Consider the following 16,464-nt stretch of genomic DNA (forward strand, 5'->3'; position numbering starts at 1 on the left):
CCTTTGCAAGTTTTCGGACTGAAGACTTCCTGCTTAAAACTTTAGACTTAAACAGTGAACGTCTTCCCCTCAATAGCTAACTCGGTTTCGGGGAAAACGCTGCGGGCTTCGTCCAATAATTCGTTAAGGGTTTTATAGCGGGCCGAAAAATGGCCGATCACTAATTTCCGGGCGTTTGTTTTTGCGGCTACCTCTCCTGCTTGCAGCGCTGTGGTATGGTGAGTTTGCAGCGCGCGGTCATGCATATCATGTAAAAAAGTAGCCTCGTGGTATAACAGATCGGCACCGGCTATTTGCTTAAAATATCCTTCACCATAAAGTGTATCCGAGCAATAGGCATAAGTTTTTGGTCTGTCCGAATCGATGGTGAGTTCATCGTTTTTATACATCTTACCGGCTGCATCGGTATAATCCTCCCCTTTTTTAAGCTTAGAATAATATTCAACCGGTATGTTCATATTTTCTATCTTCTCTTTCTGCAGTTTTCGTAAGCGTTTTTTCTCCCTGAATAAGAAACCGGTGCAGGGTATCCGATGATCAAGCGGGATGCTCTCAATAATTACATCCTGGTTCTCTACCAGTTTTGCCGGTGCGCTTGCATCAATAAAAGTATACTCTATGGGATACTGAATGGTGGTTTCAGAATATTTAAACTGCAGGTCTATAATTTCCTTTAACGGTGCGGGACAAAAAATATGGAGTGTTTTAATACGGCCGTTAAGATGAAGCGAGGATAACAGGCCAACCAGGCCAAGGTAATGGTCGCCATGTAAATGGCTGATGAAGATATAATCTATACGGCTGGCTTTTACATCAAAGCGGAGCATTTGCTGTTGTGTGCCTTCGCCACAATCAACTAAGTACAGGCGCTCGTTAATGTTTAACGCCTGTGCTGTAGGGTTTCTGTTAAAAATAGGTGTTGCTGAACTGCTTCCAAGTATAGTTACTTCGAATTTCATGAACGGTTAACAATCATCAGCCTATTTTGCTTCTTTTTTTAATTCTTTTTCTATCTCTTCCATAAAAATCAGGTCGATAGCTTCGTCTACTGTTTTTACAATAGTTAATACAGAATCTAATTGTGAGATAGTAACCAGGCGGGAAACCGCTTCGTTTAAGCCTACCATTATAAAAACACCCTCGGCATTTTTGCATAAACGGTGGCCTACCAACAAGCTGCTTAAGCCCGATGAATCGGCAAACTTAACCTGCGACAAGTCAAGCACGATATTTCTTTGCCCTTCGGCATTTATCAGTATCAGTTCAGATTTTAATTGCGGTGTGATCAATGAATTTATTTTAGATTCATTAAGCTTCACCAGCACATATTTCTCGTGTTTATCAACAGCAAATTTCATGTTGTATTCGTGATAAATTAAAAAGCTAAGATATAATTAATTTATTTATAAAACCTATAGCTTCAGTAGCGCTTTGTTCACAGCTTGTTCTACCCTGTTTAGCACATTGCCCAGCTCGGGTTTTACAAAAGGCTCCCCTGTTATCTGTTCAAAAAGCTCAATATACCTTTCAGAAATTGATTCAACAATCTCCGGTGTCATTTGCGGGATCACCTGTCCATCTTTACCCTGAAAGCCGTTTTCTATCAGCCATTTCCGCACAAATTCTTTGGATAACTGTTTTTGCGGCTCGCCTTTTTGTTGTCTTTCTTCGTAACCCTCGCTGTAAAAATAACGGGATGAATCGGGCGTATGGATCTCATCTATCAGGTAAATGGTGCCGTCGGCTTTGCCAAATTCGTATTTGGTATCTACTAATATCAATCCGCGTTTGGCGGCTATTTCGGTACCACGCGCAAAAATGGCACGGGTATATTGCTCCAGCATCACATAATCGGCTTCGGATACGATGCCTTTGGCCAGTATATCCTCGCGCGAAATATCCTCATCGTGCCCTACCGAAGCTTTGGTGGTTGGGGTGATGATGGGTTCGGGCAGTTTGTCGTTCTCTTTCAAACCATCAGGTAAAGCCACACCGCAAACCTGGCGTTTACCGGCGCTATATTCGCGCCAGGCATGGCCGGCCAAATAACCACGGATCACCATCTCTACCTTAAACGGGTCGCAAATGCGGCCTATGGTTACGCTGGGATCGGGTACGGTTACTACCCAGTTAGGTACAATATCGGCAGTGGCCTTTAAAAATGTAGCGGCAATTTGGTTTAATACTTGCCCTTTATAAGGTATCGCTTCGGGCAAAACTACATCAAATGCCGAGATCCGGTCGGATACCACCATTACCAGGTATTTATCCTGTATGGTATAAACATCGCGCACCTTGCCTTTATAAAATCCGGTTTGCCCGGGAAAATTAAAGTTTGTTTCTTTTATTGAGTTCATGTTAGTTAATTAGAGATCAGTTAATTAGAGATTAGTACTTGTTGTGTTTGATCAGGTCTTAACCTAATCACTAATTAACTAATCTCTAATCACCAACCTACTGAATATCCCCGTAAGCTTCTAAAATCTTACGTACCAGTTTGTGGCGCACAACGTCCTCGCCGGTCAGGTAAATAATGTCTATTCCTTTAATATCGGTTAAAATGCGTAAGGCGGTAAATAAACCCGATTGTTGTTTTTTAGGCAAATCTATCTGGGTAACGTCGCCTGTAACAATAAACTTAGCCGACGGGCCCATACGGGTCAGGAACATTTTCAGCTGCATATCAGTGGCGTTTTGGGCCTCATCCAGTATCACAAAGCAGTTATCCAGCGTACGGCCGCGCATAAATGCCAGCGGGGCAATTTCTATAGTGCGGTTCTCCAGGTATAGCTTCAGTTTTTCAGCCGGGATCATATCATCCAGCGCGTCATATAAAGGGCGCAGGTACGGGTCAATCTTCTCCTTCAAATCGCCCGGCAAAAAGCCCAGGTTCTCCCCTGCCTCAACGGCCGGACGGGTTAATATGATGCGCTTGATCTCTTTATTTTTCAAGGCCCTTACCGCCAGGGCTACAGCAGTATAGGTTTTGCCTGTACCCGCGGGGCCAATGGCAAACAGGATATCGTTTTTGGAGATGGTATCTACCATGCGGCGTTGGTTGGCCGTGCGGGCTTTTACCATTATTCCGTTTGGCCCAAACACAATTACCTCGCCCGTTGTTGATTTGTCCAAACCGGCATCTGTTGTTGCGGATGACGGACTTGATTTTGCCCCGAATATGCGCTCCACATCAATACTGGTTAACGATTCAAACTTATCTACATGGTCAACCAGTTGTGTAAATTTGTCGTTGAACGCGTTTAGTTCCTGCTCGTCACCCAGTATTTTTACATCGCTGCCGCGGGCTACGATCTTCAGTTTGGGATATTGTTTCTTAATGATCTCGAAATGGTCATTATTTGGCCCCCACAAAACAGCGGGATTAATATGGTCTATTGATAATTTTAGTTCGTTCAAACTTAATTGATTTTTATAGTTACAGATTATTTCTGATTAAAAAATTGAATATTTGTAGCGCCTAACGCTTGTACAAGATTAGCAATAAATATTATTATATTAATGGGAATAATTACATTAACTACAGACCTTGGCGACAAAGATATTTACCAGGCTGCCCTGAAAGGGAGCATCCTGAAAGTATTGCCAACGGTTAATATAGTTGATATCACCCACAATATCACCGCATTCAATATACAACAAGCAGCCTTCATTTTAAAAAATAGTTACTACTATTTTCCCGAGCAAACCGTTCACCTGATAGGGATTGACACCGTTTATAATAAAAACGTTAAATACCTGGCTGTAAAATACCGTAACCACTACTTTGTAGGCGCCGATAACGGCATATTTTGCCTGATGTTTGGCCGCGACCCGGATGAAATGGTGGAGATAAGCCTGATGCAGGACCTCAAATTTTTACATTTCCCGCTTACCGATATATTTGTAAAAGCGGCCTGTATTTTGGCTAAGGGCGGCAAACTGACCGATATTGGCGAACCTGTTGATACGGTTGAAAAGAAAATGAACCTGCAGCCCGTGATCGAGAAAAACCTGATCAAGGGCATGGTGATCTATATCGATTCGTTCCAGAATGTGATCACCAATATCACTAAAGATCTTTTTATGAAGATACAGGAAGGCCGCCGCTTTGTGCTGTATTTTAAACGTAATGAAGTGATCACCCAACTTAGCTGGTATTATAACGAGGTTGATGAAGGCGAAAAGCTTTGCCTGTTCGGTATCAGCGATCATTTAGAGATTGCGATAAACAAAGGCAACGCCAGCGGGTTATTAGGATTGAAGATCGACGATAGCGTTATTATCGATTTTCAATAACACATCAACAATGAAACAGCTTCTTGTCTATTTGTTATTGCTGTGCTGTTTTAGCGCGGCACAAGCCCAGGCTAATTTTAAATCTGATTCGCTGGCCTACCAGGTGCAGCGCAAAAAGATTAACGCTATGCTGGATATACGCAAGCAAAAGTTTGGACAGTATGAAGAGAGCCTGAGCCAGCATAGCGGCATTTTCGGGCTGCAAACCAAAAAAGATATCCGCCGGTCAAACGATATTTTAATGGATATCATTAAAACCGATGAAGAGATCTTTGCCCAGCTAAAGATATTGCTTGATTACCGGGCCTTTGAACAAAGCCAGGTACAAACCCGCACCAAACAGGTTGAAAGCCATGCACTGGCCTATATGGGCACCATCAACAAACTGCGCAACCAACTGGATATGTTAAAAAAAGGCACCAGTGAGATGATGGATCATCAACGCACTATACAGAAAATTATGTTTGGGATCATTGTGCTCATGTTTTTGTCAATTTTATATCTCATCAGCCGTAAAAGCAGCGTAAAAGCTTAGCTTTGGGCTTGAACGATAATTTGATCATATATATAAATGGCCCGGGGACGATTAAACAGTGGTAGCAAGGCAGGTGTTGAACTGCCAAAGGCAAAATTAAATAAACAGGGGTTGCAACACATGTTGCGGCTGCTCTCCTATCTAAAACCATATCGTGGCAAATTTATGGCAGCCATGTTTTTCCTGTTCATATCCAGTTTAACAGGCTTAACATTTCCCAAGTTTTTAGGTTCGCTTATCGATGCCTCGCATGGCAAGCAGAGTTATACATTTTTACCCGCTACTATTAATGGTATAGGTATACTGGCATTCGCTATGTTGTTTGCGCAGGCCTTTGTATCTTTTTTTAGGGTGGTTTGGTTTGTGCAGGTGGCCGAGCGGTCGCTGGCTGACATACGCCGCGATACCTATTTTAAACTGATCACCCTGCCCATGAACTTCTTCTCGAACCGCAGAGTTGGGGAACTGAACAGCCGCATATCGGCCGATCTTTCGCAGATACAGGACGCTATTACCACTACCCTGGCCGAGATGATCCGCCAAATTATTTTACTAACCGGTGGGATCACTTTCCTGGTTATCGTATCACCCAAGCTAACTTTATTACTGTTAAGCATGTTGCCGTTCCTCATCGTTTTCGCGGTGGTGTTCGGGCGTTTTATCCGTAAAATATCAAGGCAGGCACAGGATAAACTCGCCGAATCGAACACAGTGGTTGAAGAAACGCTGCAAGGTATTGCCAACGTAAAGGCATTTGTAAACGAGGCTTACGAAGCCGGTCGCTATAATAAATCCCTGCGCGAAGTGGTGGCTATAGCCGTAAGGGGCGCCAAATTCCGTGGGGTATTTGCATCGTTTATTGTGTTTTGCATTTTTGGTTCAGTAATAGGTATTATATGGTTTGGTTCGGTATTGGTTAGCCATGGCGAATTATCCAGCGGGCAATTAACCGAATTTGTGATATACGGTATATTTGTAGCTGCATCAATGGGTAGCTTTCCCGAGTTATATGCCAATATGCAAAAGGCCGTAGGCGCCAGCGAACGTGTGCTGGAAATTTTAGTCGAACACGGCGAACCCATCTCCATGGTTGATACCAACAACGCGGTTGTTGAAACCATTAACGGTAACCTGGAGTTTAAAAACGTAGTATTCGCCTACCCATCCCGTCCGGAGATCACGGTTTTAAATGATATCTCGTTCGAGGCAAAAGCCGGGCAAAAGGTGGCTATTGTAGGGCCAAGCGGATCGGGAAAATCAACCATGGCCTCGCTTGTTTTGCAGTTTTACCATCCGCAGCAAGGTACTATCCAGTTTGATGGCCGCGATGCCGGCACCTATTCATTAACCGATATTCGTAACCAGGTAGCCATTGTACCACAAGATGTACTACTGTTTGGCGGATCGATATTGGAGAATATCGCCTACGGTAAACTATCTGCAACAAAAGAAGAAATTATGCAAGCCGCGCAACGCGCTAATGCCCACCAATTTATTAGTGGTTTCCCCGAAGGCTATGAAACCATTGTGGGCGAGCGCGGCGTAAAACTATCCGGCGGACAAAGGCAGCGCATTGCTATTGCAAGGGCTTTGTTAAAAAACCCATCTATCCTGATCCTGGATGAAGCCACTTCATCGCTCGATTCGGAATCAGAACGCCTGGTACAGGAAGCCTTAGAAGAATTAATGAAGAACCGTACTTCTATCATCATAGCCCACCGTTTATCTACCATTCGCGAAGCTGATGTGATTGTAGTTGTAGAGAAAGGCCTGATACTGGAAACCGGCAGTCATGATGATTTAATGAAAAATAAGGAAGGGCTGTATCGATACCTAAGTCAACTTCAATATGAAACGAAGGAGTCTATAGAACCGGTAGAACCAGGTCAACAGGCATAGTTTCATAACAATTTACTATTTTACGAAAGAAAAAATACAGACATGGTCGTTCTACCATGAACCATGAACTAACGAAGAATGAACTTAACTATACACGGCGCTGCACAGCAGGTTACAGGAAGTATGCACCTGCTGCAGGTTGGCCAATATAAAATACTGGTAGATTGCGGATTGGATTACGAAAAAGAACGCAGCCTGCAATCGAACGAAGATTTTCCATTTAACCCGGCTGATATTGATGTGGTGATACTGACCCACGCGCATATCGACCATTCGGGCAACCTGCCAACTTTAGTACGCATGGGCTATGAAGGGCAAATCCTTTGCACCCCACCTACTGCCGATCTGACCGAACTGCTGTTGTTCGACTCGGTAAATATTTTCATGAGCAAGCAGGAGAAAAGCCGTAAACACAGCAGGGGGAAACATGGTGCAAGCCGGCAGCCGCTGTACCTGCATAAGCATGTGATGGATACAGTAGAGCGCTTTGTTACTATTGGCTTTAACAAACCATTTCAACTAAATGGTGATATCCAACTCACCTTTATCCCTGTTGGTCACCTGTTGGGTGCCGCAGCGGCGGTATTAAAGATCAATGATGCGGGCGTAGAGAAAACAATTGCCTTTACAGGCGATATCGGCCGACAGGACTACCCTGTTTTGAACGATCCGGAACCGCTCCCTCCTGTCGACTATTTAGTCACCGAATCAACCTACGGCGGCCGGATGCATACCAAAGGCAAAACGGTTGAGGAAACTTTGGCAGAGGTAATTGAAAAATCCTGTATTAAAGAACCGGGGCGATTAATTATTCCCGCGTTTAGTATCGGCCGCACACAATCATTGGTTTTTACTTTAAATAAGATCTTCAGCAGCGGTTTACTGCCACCTGTACAGGTATTTGTTGATAGCCCTATGGCTACCCGGTCTACCACTATCTACCGCAAGCATCACCATTTGGTTAATGACGAGGCTAAAGATTTTTACAACCAGCAAGGTGATGAATTTGAGTTTGAAAACCTGACCTATATTGAGAATATCAAGGAAAGCAAACAGATTAGCAATTACTTTGAACCCTGCATCATCATCTCATCAGCCGGTATGCTGGAGGGCGGGCGCATCCAGGATCATTTATTCTACAATATCCAGAATTACTATTGTACTATCCTGTTCATTGGCTACTGCGCCAAAGGCACGCTCGGCCACCGCCTGTTGCGTGGCGATCCTATAGTGCATATTAAAGACCGTGAACTGGCCGTATATGCCACCATTAAACAAACAGATGTATTGAGCGCCCACGGCGATCATGATGACCTGCTAAATAATATTAAAGCTTTAGATAAAACCAAACTGAAAAACATCTTCCTGGTGCATGGCGAAACGGTTAGCATGCAAGCCATGGCCGACGCTTTAACAGCAGATGATTACCAGGTTACGATACCAGAAAAGGATATCGTGTATCAATTATAAAAAGCCTCTGTAAAAGCCTGCAATAATCATTACAGGCTTCTACAAATGTTTACCAGCATTCATGCCGGTAAGAGCTTATAGGCCATACCCCGGGTTTTGTGTGATTTTTGCCGGGTTGGCTTGTATTTGTGATAGTGGTACAGGTTGTATCAGTTGAAAATCTTTTACCTGCACCTGTACACCGCCAAGCTTAATGCCGTATTTAATAAAATAAGCATTCATTACCGTTATGGCCCTGCCTGTGCGGAGCAGATCAAACCAGCGATGGCCTTCAAAGCAAAGTTCTACGCGACGCTCCTGTTCAATAGCTAACCGCATATCGGCCTGGGTTAAACTGACTCTTGCGCTTAGGTTTGCCCTTACGCGTACCATGTTCAGGTAGGTGTGCGCCTGTGTGGTTTGCCCTGTTTCATTCAACGCTTCAGCATACATCAGTAAAGCATCAGAGTAACGATGTATATACCAATCGTTATCACCATCCTTATCGGTGGGTGGGGTATCCATATACTTGCGGGTGAAATAAACGCTTACCGTTTTACCTGTACCATCAATAAATGAATCGTTAATGGAGATGGGTTTACGGGTATCGCCGGCTTCAAAGGCATCAAAAAGGTCCTTACCTCCTGTCATCCGGTTACCGGTTGTGCCAATTGTTACCAATGTTGGTATGCCGCCTGTGGGTAAAAAGGCATTCACAAACGGACTGCCCTCTCCTATGCCTCCCTTTTTATAGTTCACCGCGAAAATTATTTCGGCATTATTACCGTTGGCCGGGTTAAATACATCATTGTAAACCGGCAATAGCTTGTACACGTTTGATGTAATTACCTGAGCCAGTTCGGTTACGGCCCCCGCGTAATTTTTTTGGGTAAGATAAACTTCGCCTAAAAGCGTTTGCACGGCGCCCTTGGTAACGCGACCAATATCAGCGCCTGTATAAGAAAGCGGCATAGCAGACTCGGCATCGGTCAGGTCCTTTACAATCTGTTTATAAATATCCGCCACCGGTGCACGGCCATAGGTGTACGATTCTTCAATACTGGCTATAGGTTCGGTTACCAGCGGTACATCTCCAAATACCCGTACCAGGTTAAAGTACATCAGTGCCCGCAGGTATTTAGCCTCGCCCACATAACGCTTTTTAAGAGTTTCATCCATGGGGATGTTAGGCGCCTGGGTAATTACGTTATTACAACGCACAATGCCCTTATAGCCATCTGTCCAAAAGGGGGCTAAATAGATATTTGCCGAGTTAACATAAAAGCGGTCAAACTGGTCAAAATCATTAGACGCACCGGAGAGGGCGCTTTCAATGTTATCTGAAGGGTAGTCGGCCACAAAATAATAATCTTCGGTATATTGCCCGTTCAGCTGCAAGGCCGCATAGGCGCCGGTTACCGCGTTCAGCAGGTCGCTTTGTGTTTTATAAAAAGTTGTTGCACCGATCTGCGAAACCGGGTTAAGTTCCAGAAAGCTTTTTTTACATGATCCCAACAGGCAGGCTATTGAGATGGTAAAATATATGATCAAGGTCTTTTTCATGTTCGTTAGTTTTGGACGGTTTAGAAACCAATGTTTGCACCTATAGTATAAACCCTGCTAATGGGATACGCGCCATAATCCACCCCGGGCTGGGTAGCGTTATCGCCCGCGCTGCCTACTTCGGGGTTAAAGCCTGTGTATTTGGTAATAGTGACCAGGTTTTCGCCCGACAGGTAAAAACGGGCCGATTTAAAGCCGATCTTTTTCATAATATTGCCCGGTAAGGTATAGCCAATGGTAACATTGCGTAAACGGCCGTATGATCCGTTTTCTATAAAGCGGGAAGAGAACAGGTTATTGTTGCCGGTTACCGTGGCATTATAACGCGGGTGTTTCCCATCGCCGGGTTGATCGGGCGACTGCCAGGCATTTAAAATAGTTCTCTTTTGATTTCTTCCGCCACCTGATCCATCTTCGATAACGGTAGAGAAGGCGTTGGCTATCTGGTTGCCCTGTACACCCTGGATAACAAAGCTCAAATCAAAATTGCGGTACTGGAAGGTATTGGTTATGCCATAATTAAAATCGGCCTGGTTATTACCTATCATGGTCATATCCCGGGCATCAATTATTCCATCGTTGTTTACATCCCGGTATTGTACGTCGCCCGGTCGCGAGGTAGCAAAGTGCGGATAAGCGTTTACCGCGGCCTGGTCTTTAAACACGCCTATGGCATCATACCCATAAAAACTACCAATAACACTGCCTACCTGGGTTATACTGGCATTAGCAATAAACGACCCGGTAAATATTGGCGAGCCCGAAGGGCCGGTACTCAGCACTTTGTTACGATTAAAGCTGATATTGAAGTTAGTGCCCCATTTAACAGCCCCGGTTAAATTACGGCTGTTAACTGTAAACTCAATACCTTTATTTTCAACTTTGCCAATATTAACCAATGCAGTTGTGAAGCCAAGGATGCTGGGTACCTGCAGGTTCAGCAACAGATCTGATGATACCCGGCGATAAAGATCGGCGGTGAACTGGATACGATCATTAAACAAACTGGTTTCCAGGCCAAAATCTGTTTGCAGGTTTTTCTCCCATTTTAAATTAGGGTTGGATACGTTGATGGGCGATAAGCCGCTGATTAACGTACCTGTCCCGGTACCTAACACATAATTATCCTGCGAAAGCAAACCGATAGAACCGTAGTTGGCAATGTTGTTATTACCGGTTAAACCATAGCTGCCCCGTATTTTTAAATCGTTAAGCCAGGATACATCTTTCAAAAAGCTTTCCTCGCTTAAGCGCCAGCCCACCGATGCCGACGGAAAACTCCCCCAGCGCGTGTTCGCGCCAAACCGCGAAGAACCATCGCGGCGGAAATTGGCGGTAAGCAAGTACCGGTCTTTAAAGCTATAGTTCAACCTGGCTAATACAGAAGCTAAAGCCCATTGCTCAATTGATTCGGTACCGATGCGGGTGGTAGCGGCATTTACCGTAGTTACCAGGTCGTTTGGATATCCCGAACCTACAATGTTATTGGTTTCAAAATCGTTCCATTGTATGGTGTAGCCGCCCAGTATTTCCAGCTTATGATCTTTATCCAGCACAGTTTTATAAGTAGCCGTATTTTCCCATAGCAGGTTAATGTTTTGAGCGGTTGAATTAAAGCCATTGGCTACAGCCACGCCCGATGAAGGCACAGTTGTGGGCCTGAAATAATCCCGGCGACTGGCAATAATATCGCCACCTCCCGATGTGCGCAACGTTAAGCCCTTTACCGGCGCCCATTCCGCATATAAATTACCTAAACCTCTGAATGTTTTCTGCCGGTCAGTGATCTCTTTTAGCAATGCCAGCGGGTTACGGCTGGATGCGTTATTGGTTAGCACCGGGCGGGTATAGCTGCCATCGGGCTGATACGGGCCGATAAATGGCTGAGTGAGTACGGCCAGCATCACAATACCTTCGTTTGTTGCCGATGCATAACTGCCTTCGGTATTTGCCTGGCGTTCATTTGAAAAAGATGGCGAAAAGTTTAAACCGATCTTTAGTGCCGGGTTTACACTTATTTCCAGGTTAGACCGTACGCTGTATCTTTTAAAACTGGTGGCCTGTAAAATACCATCCTGCTGCAGGTAATTTCCGGACAGGTAGTACTTCGTCCCGTTGTTACCGCCTGATACCGAGAACTGGTAATTACTGAAAGGCGCGGTTCTTAATACTACTTTTTGCCAGTCGGTATCGTTCCATAAATTGGGGGTAAAAAACAAACCGGCAATATTATAATTACGGTTAGCAACGGGGACGGTTGGATCGCCGCCGCGATCGATATAGGCATTGTTATAAGCTTTAAATGTCAGATCGGCAAATTGACTGGCATTCATCATGTCCAACATTTTTGCCGCTTTTGACGCGCCTGTGTAAAAATTAAACGTAAACTGCGGCTTGTCGTCCGCCCCTTTTTTAGTGGTGATCAACACTACCCCATTTCCCCCGCGCGAACCGTAAATGGCTGCGGCCGACGCGTCTTTCAATACTTCTATAGAGGCTATGTCATCATTGCTGATCAAATTCAGGCTCCCGGCATCTGCCAGCGGATAGCCGTCAACCACATACAATGGCTGATTACCGGCTGAGATAGACCCCGCGCCGCGGATACGAACGGTTAATGCGGCACCAGGCTTACCCGTGGTTTGCTGCACGTCTACTCCCGCTATTTTAGCTGCCATGGCTTCACCAAAAGTAGATACCGGCTGATCTTTAATGCTTTTGGCAGATATTGAGCCTACCGAACCGGTGATATCCCTGGTGCGTTGGGTACCATAACCCACTACAACAACCTCGCCCAATGATTTGGCAGATGGCTCCAATTCCACATCAATCATCTTGCGGTTTTGTACCGGTGTTTCTTTGGATTGATAGCCGACGGATGAAAAAACTAATGTACCCGTGCCATCGGGAATGGTTAATTGATAGTTGCCATCTTTATCTGTACTGGTAACCGTGGCTGTACCTTTAAGGGTAACCGTTACACCTGGCAGGCCAAGTTGCTTTTCATCAAGCACCCGCCCCTGCAGGGTGTATTTGTTTTGTGCATAAACGCACGAAAGTACCAGCAGCAACCCAAAGGCCAGCAAGTACCTTGCGGAGTAGTGAAATGATCTCATCATAGGGTTTAATGTTTGGTTTATTGGTGCTCATTCATGTGTGGAAAATGTAATGAACGGGACAATTATAAATCATTTAGCCTATACAAAGCGCTCGCTTTTAAGCCCTGGATATACCGGGAACGCTCCCAAATATTGGGAATGTTCCCGAAATATGCGCTTGCAGTTAAACGGCTTATTGAACCTGTGTTGCTGCTGACCTGAGGTATTTAAATACTTTTTAAAAGCGCAGCAGCCGGCACCTGTTTGAATTTTGCAATAAGGTGTTTGAATTTTGTAATTAAATTAACACCATTGGGCTTATCTTTGATTTTCATTTTAGATAAACCCCATGGCAAAGGCAGAAACACTGGAAGATTTTTACAGGCACAAACCAAATTTCCTGCCTGTAGATATGCAAAATAATATCGGCCACTTCAATGTTTTCAGAATAGAGGATTGCGTTAATAAACCGGTAACTTACAGCAGGCGAGACTATTATAAGATTACGCTGATCCGCGGGCATAACAGGTATCATTATGCCGATAAAAGCATAGAGATTGACGGTTCCACACTGATGTTTTTCAACCCGCAGGTACCTTATACCTGGGAGCCCTTAACCAATGAGCCGCGTACCGGTTTTTTCTGCATTTTCTCCAAATCATTTTTTACCGATAAAATTGGCAGCAGCCTGGGCGATTTGCCGATGTATCAGCCCGGTGGTAAACCCGCCTACATCCTTAACTCAAAGGAAGATGAGCAGGTGAGTAATATATTTATTAAAATGCTGGAAGAGATCGGGTCGGATTATGCTTTTAAATACGACCTGCTCAGGAATTACGTAACCGAACTAACCCACACGGCCTTAAAATCAAGACCGTCGGAAAGTTTGTACCAGCACCCTGATGCCAAATCGCGCATTACAGCTGTTTTTACAGAATTGCTGGAGCGGCAGTTCCCTATTGAGGATCCATCGCAGCGTTTTAATATGCGATCGGCCAGGGATTTTGCCGTACAATTGGCCGTACACGTAAACCACCTGAACAGGGCCATTAAGGAAACCACCGGAAAAACCACTACAGATGTTATTGCCGAAAGGTTGGTAAGTGAAGCTAAATCGTTGCTTAAACATACCGATTGGAATATATCCGAGATTGGTTACTGCCTGGGGTTTGAAGAACCATCGCATTTTAATAACTTCTTTAAAAAGCAAACGCAGTATACGCCCTCGCGGTATCGGGCCGCTTAATCGCACTTATATATAACAAAAAAGGAGCAGCTATTAGCTGCTCCTTTTTTGTTGTTGTTTGAATTTTGTAATTATTGGGTTGAATTATGCAAACGGTAGCCCTATGGGCCAATGTACCTTTGAATATCAAAAACAAAAAACAGATGAACAACAAACAAAAAGTATGGTACATTACCGGGGCTTCAAAAGGATTTGGGCTTAGCCTGGTAAAACAATTATTAAACGCGGGGCAGCAGGTAGCCGCCACTTCACGCAATAAAGATGAATTAATAAAGGCCGTTGGTTATTCGGGGCCTGATTTTTTACCCTTACAGGTTAATTTGCCTGACGAGGCAAGCGTAGGTGCATCCATACAGGCCACAGTTGCCGCCTTTACAAAAATAGACGTGATCATTAATAATGCGGGCTATGGCATTGGCGGCAGTATCGAAGAACTAAGTGATAAAGAAACCCGTGATAGCTTCGACGTAAATGTATTCGGCACTTTAAACGTCATCCGTAAAGCGATGCCGTATTTAAGGGAGCAGCGCTCGGGCCATATCATCAACATTGCCTCTATAGCAGGTATTACCGGGGTTACAGGCTGGGCCATATATGCCGCCACCAAATTCTCGGTAGTGGGCTTAACCGAAGTTTTAGCCGATGATGTACGCTCCATGGGTATTAAAGTAACTGTGGTAGCGCCGGGCGCCTTCAGAACCAGTTTCCTGACACCTGAATCACTGTTTATTGCTAAAGAGTTGATTGATGATTACCAGGATGTACGCACATCGCACAGCAGATACCTGAAAATGGATGGCAGCCAGCCCGGCGATCCTGAAAAAGCAGCTGCAGCCATTATCGGCGTAGCGCAGGAGGAAAACCCGCCACTGTACCTTTTATTAGGCGGAGATGCCTTTAACAGGGCCATGAACAAACTCAATTTGCTGGATAAGGAATTCAGGATGAATGAGGAATTAAGCAAATCAATGGATTATCAGGGTTAATATTTAAAAACAAAACCAGATCAATTAAAAAACAATAATCATGCAAAATCAAAAAGTATGGCTTGTTACCGGAGCTTCAAAAGGCCTGGGACTAAGCCTTGTAAAACAACTATTAGCAAGTGACTATAAAGTAGCGGCTACCTCCCGGAACGCGGAAAGCCTTAAACAGGCCGTTGGCAGTACAAGTGATAATTTTTTGCCGCTGGCTGTCAGTCTTACAGATGAAGGAAGTGTTGCTGAGGCAATAAATGCAACCATTAATAAATTTGGCCGGATAGATGTAGTGGTAAACAATGCCGGCTATGGCCTAACCGGCAGTCTGGAAGAACTAAGCGACGAGGAAACAAGGGCTAACTTTGATATCAACGTTTTCGGTTCCTTAAATGTCATTCGCCAGGTATTACCTTATCTGCGGGAGCAGCAGTCGGGTCATATCTTTAATATTTCTTCCATCGGCGGCTTCACCGGCTTATTTCCCGGTTTCGGTATTTATTGTGCCACTAAATTTGCGGTACAGGGATTTACCGAATCATTGGCTGCCGAAGTTAAAGCATTCGGGATCCATGCAACCATCGTTTCTCCGGGTTATTTCCGCACTAATTTTCTGGAACCTGATTCTTTAAGCGTGGCAAAAAATCCTATTCAGGCTTATCAGGCCGTACGCGATATCGAGGCACTACATCAAAACAGTATTAATGGCAATCAGCAGGGCGACCCTGAAAAGGGAGCTGCAGTTATTATCAATGCCGCCGAAGCAGCCCAACCTCCCCTGCATTTATTTTTAGGTCAGGACGCTTACGATCTGGCTTTCCAAAAAATAGACCGGGTTAAACAGGATCTGGACAACTGGCGTGAATTGGCAACAGCCACATCATTTTAATATCCACCGATAAAATGCCGGATCTATACGTTGTTTTAAGATAGGTTGGAATGGCTTTCCCAATGTCGGCTAATGGCATTGGGAAAGCCATATGTACTATTCGGCCCCTCTGCCCTGCTATAATACCTCCACGTAATTAATAATAAACCGGGCAACTTGTTCCTGCTCGGCAATGGTTAGTACCTCGCCATCGTAGATCCAGTAACCCTGCGCATCAAACAAGATCTGCCCCAGGTAATCCGGATGATCATCATAAGCAGTATACAAGCGGTAGCACAATATCTGGCTGCCGTCTTCAATATCCGGTACCACGCGCAGTACCTCGTCGGGGCCCTTCCTGCGTTTTAACCAGGCTTTGGCCTCGGTTACTAAATAAGTACGATTGCTCATCTCTCTACTCAAATATTTTTCAAATATAAACATTTACTAATAATTTTAGCATTTGTTTATTTGTAAAACAATAATATCCAAAACCGCAGATCATTTTTTGGCTATTTTTAGCTTAATCTATC

The 16,464-nt window shown here is 44.5% G+C and carries 14 protein-coding genes; 7 read left to right on the forward strand and 7 right to left on the reverse strand.

The features are described from left to right. Window positions 1-47 precede the first annotated feature (47 nt). The 4 genes from AC07M6_RS08660 to AC07M6_RS08675 form a co-directional block, all read right to left on the reverse strand. On the reverse strand, window positions 48-959 hold the full coding sequence (locus tag AC07M6_RS08660; protein WP_494888609.1) for a ribonuclease Z: 912 nt from the start codon (window positions 957-959) through the stop codon (window positions 48-50). Window positions 960-980: 21 nt separating this feature from the next. Then, window positions 981-1,358 (reverse strand): STAS domain-containing protein, encoded by a 378-nt coding sequence (locus AC07M6_RS08665; protein WP_494888610.1) that lies wholly within the window; start codon window positions 1,356-1,358, stop codon window positions 981-983. 54 nt (window positions 1,359-1,412) lie between these two features. Then, the gene (locus AC07M6_RS08670) at window positions 1,413-2,357 is read right to left on the reverse strand and encodes a phosphoribosylaminoimidazolesuccinocarboxamide synthase (protein ID WP_494888611.1); all 945 of its coding nucleotides are present in this window, start codon (window positions 2,355-2,357) and stop codon (window positions 1,413-1,415) included. A gap of 97 nt (window positions 2,358-2,454) precedes the next feature. Next, window positions 2,455-3,417 (reverse strand): PhoH family protein, encoded by a 963-nt coding sequence (locus AC07M6_RS08675; protein ID WP_494888612.1) that lies wholly within the window; start codon window positions 3,415-3,417, stop codon window positions 2,455-2,457. Window positions 3,418-3,519: 102 nt separating this feature from the next. Here AC07M6_RS08675 and AC07M6_RS08680 point away from each other — a divergent pair, with 102 nt between their 5' ends. The 4 genes from AC07M6_RS08680 (at window position 3,520) to AC07M6_RS08695 (ending at window position 8,200) form a co-directional block, all read left to right on the forward strand. After that, the gene (locus AC07M6_RS08680; protein WP_494888613.1) at window positions 3,520-4,296 is read left to right on the forward strand and encodes an SAM hydrolase/SAM-dependent halogenase family protein; all 777 of its coding nucleotides are present in this window, start codon (window positions 3,520-3,522) and stop codon (window positions 4,294-4,296) included. A gap of 10 nt (window positions 4,297-4,306) precedes the next feature. Continuing rightward, on the forward strand, window positions 4,307-4,831 hold the full coding sequence (locus tag AC07M6_RS08685; protein WP_494888614.1) for a hypothetical protein: 525 nt from the start codon (window positions 4,307-4,309) through the stop codon (window positions 4,829-4,831). Between the two features lie 36 nt (window positions 4,832-4,867). After that, the gene (locus AC07M6_RS08690; RefSeq protein ID WP_494888615.1) at window positions 4,868-6,730 is read left to right on the forward strand and encodes an ABC transporter ATP-binding protein; all 1,863 of its coding nucleotides are present in this window, start codon (window positions 4,868-4,870) and stop codon (window positions 6,728-6,730) included. A 78-nt stretch (window positions 6,731-6,808) separates the two neighbouring features. Beyond that, entirely contained in the window at window positions 6,809-8,200 is a 1,392-nt protein-coding gene (locus tag AC07M6_RS08695) for an MBL fold metallo-hydrolase (RefSeq protein ID WP_494888616.1), read from the forward strand. Between the two features lie 75 nt (window positions 8,201-8,275). Here AC07M6_RS08695 and AC07M6_RS08700 read toward each other — a convergent pair whose 3' ends face one another. Both AC07M6_RS08700 and AC07M6_RS08705 read right to left on the reverse strand, forming a co-directional pair. Beyond that, entirely contained in the window at window positions 8,276-9,742 is a 1,467-nt protein-coding gene (locus AC07M6_RS08700; protein WP_494888617.1) for a RagB/SusD family nutrient uptake outer membrane protein, read from the reverse strand. A gap of 20 nt (window positions 9,743-9,762) precedes the next feature. Then, window positions 9,763-12,861 carry a SusC/RagA family TonB-linked outer membrane protein gene (locus AC07M6_RS08705; protein ID WP_494888618.1) on the reverse strand — a complete coding sequence of 1,033 codons (3,099 nt, stop codon included), beginning with the start codon at window positions 12,859-12,861 and terminating at the stop codon, window positions 9,763-9,765. A 328-nt stretch (window positions 12,862-13,189) separates the two neighbouring features. On the opposite strand from AC07M6_RS08705, the gene AC07M6_RS08710 reads away from it, so the two are divergent. From AC07M6_RS08710 to AC07M6_RS08720, 3 genes are all read left to right on the forward strand, one after another. After that, the gene (locus AC07M6_RS08710; protein ID WP_494888619.1) at window positions 13,190-14,086 is read left to right on the forward strand and encodes a helix-turn-helix domain-containing protein; all 897 of its coding nucleotides are present in this window, start codon (window positions 13,190-13,192) and stop codon (window positions 14,084-14,086) included. Between the two features lie 143 nt (window positions 14,087-14,229). Beyond that, a complete protein-coding gene (locus tag AC07M6_RS08715) occupies window positions 14,230-15,072 on the forward strand; it encodes an SDR family NAD(P)-dependent oxidoreductase (protein WP_494888620.1) in 843 nt (280 codons plus the stop codon). Window positions 15,073-15,112: 40 nt separating this feature from the next. Further along, on the forward strand, window positions 15,113-15,952 hold the full coding sequence (locus AC07M6_RS08720; RefSeq protein WP_494888621.1) for an oxidoreductase: 840 nt from the start codon (window positions 15,113-15,115) through the stop codon (window positions 15,950-15,952). Window positions 15,953-16,069: 117 nt separating this feature from the next. On the opposite strand, the gene AC07M6_RS08725 is transcribed toward AC07M6_RS08720, so the two are convergent. Continuing rightward, on the reverse strand, window positions 16,070-16,342 hold the full coding sequence (locus tag AC07M6_RS08725; RefSeq protein WP_494888622.1) for a hypothetical protein: 273 nt from the start codon (window positions 16,340-16,342) through the stop codon (window positions 16,070-16,072). Window positions 16,343-16,464 lie beyond the last annotated feature (122 nt).

This window comes from Mucilaginibacter sp. GW821-FHT07H05, from assembly GCF_059418485.1.